Genomic DNA, 1,536 nt, shown 5'->3' with positions numbered 1-1,536 from the left:
TTGCAAAAGTCAAATCCCTCTTTGGCCACTACCGATGCCGAGCGCTTGTCTTCAGGTAGCGCTTTGAGCGCTTCATCAAACTTGCGTCGAGCGTGGGCCCAGCAACCGACCAGGGTCACATCGGGAATTCCGTTGTATCCGGCATAGCCGTCTACATGTAGGTAGCCCTTGAAGCCAGCGAGAAACTGACGGGGATGCGTCCCGGCTCGGGTGGGCTGGTATTCAAAGAGAATGATCGCCGGGCCTTCCTGCCCGGTGCGGTAAAGCCATAGGTAGGACGTCGTCTGGGCTTCCCGACCCGGTTCTTGAAGAACCTGCAAGGTGGTCTCATCGGCATGGGCAATCGGTTGGGCCAATAGATACTGACGCATCCGCGAATACAGTAGGCTCAACCAATGGTTGCCCCCGTAGAGCATCCAGTTCGCCAGGGTCTGCCGAGATAACGGAACCCCAAGGCGTGTAAACTGCTGTTCCTGACGGTATAGGGGCATACCTTCCACATATTTTTGACTCATGACGTAGGCCATGATGGATGGCGATACCAGACTTCCTTTGAGCACAGGGGTAGGCAGTTCTGCCGTTACGATAGGGGTCTGTGTCGCTTCCTGTTCACAACGGCGGCAAGAGTACACGTAGCGGATATGCTTGACAACTTTGACTTGAGCCGGAATGATCTTCAGTTCTTGCCGTTCCTCCGTGCTCATTTCATGCAACGAACCACCGCAACAGGAACAAACCTGCTCTTCTTCGGGGAGACGATATTCGCTCGTCTCGACCGGCAGGTTTTCCAACAATGCTTCCCGTTGCCCTGTCTTTTTTCGACGTTGATACGTAATCGATTCTAGGGTCGGCTCCGCCAAAACCGCTACTGCTTCCGTTTCCGCTTCATTAAACAACTGGGGTTGTTCTGGAACGGTTCGTTCGCTGGAAGCGCCGAATCGCCGATGTTGACTTAGACGAAACTGTTCCTCAAACCATTTCAGCTTCGTCATCAACTCGGCGTTCTGCTGCTCTAATTGTTCACAGCGTTTTTGCAGTTCCGCGAGGGGAGCCGTTTGTTTTACATTGTCTGAAGTGTTCGTTGCATGATTCATGCTGGATAGATTCGACAGATCCTATCCATAACCTTTCAAATAGGCAAAATCTCTACTTTTTTTATAGAACAGTACGGGCGGTTACCGCCGGATGAGCCTGTGGTTGTTTTAACGGAAGACCGTCGAGCAACCAACGAAGCTCCCGGTGACTGACTTTTATGGATGCATGGCGACCTTCGGAGGGCCATTGAAATTTTCCACGTTCCAGTCGGCGATAATGAAGCCAAAACCCGTTGTGATCCCACTGGAGAATCTTGATCTTATCTCGTTGTCGATTGCAAAACACAAACAGACAAGGGGAAAAGGGATCGAGAGAAAAATATTCCTTGACGAGAACGGCTAAACCGTCGATGGATTTCCGCATATCCGTACTTCCACAGGCCAGGTATACCCGTTCTATACTTGCTGCATTCAGCATCGAACCAATAGCGTCTCTACCACT

At 51.4% G+C, this 1,536-nt stretch carries 2 protein-coding genes; both read right to left on the bottom strand.

Going from position 1 to position 1,536, the window contains the following annotated elements:
* Positions 1-1,094: IS66 family transposase (tnpC, locus tag H1S01_RS20120; RefSeq protein ID WP_188042148.1), on the bottom strand; the 1,094-nt coding region annotated here is incomplete at its 3' end.
* A 61-nt stretch (positions 1,095-1,155) separates the two neighbouring features.
* Positions 1,156-1,536, bottom strand: a 381-nt coding sequence (gene tnpB, locus H1S01_RS20115; RefSeq protein WP_207732435.1) for an IS66 family insertion sequence element accessory protein TnpB, incomplete at its 5' end; no start/stop codon positions are given.

Origin of the sequence: Heliobacterium chlorum (assembly GCF_014502795.1) — a bacterium.
GTDB lineage: Bacteria > Bacillota > Desulfitobacteriia > Heliobacteriales > Heliobacteriaceae > Heliobacterium > Heliobacterium chlorum.
The sequence above is the reverse complement of the archived record's forward strand: the minus strand, read 5'-3'. Positions and strand labels throughout refer to the sequence as shown.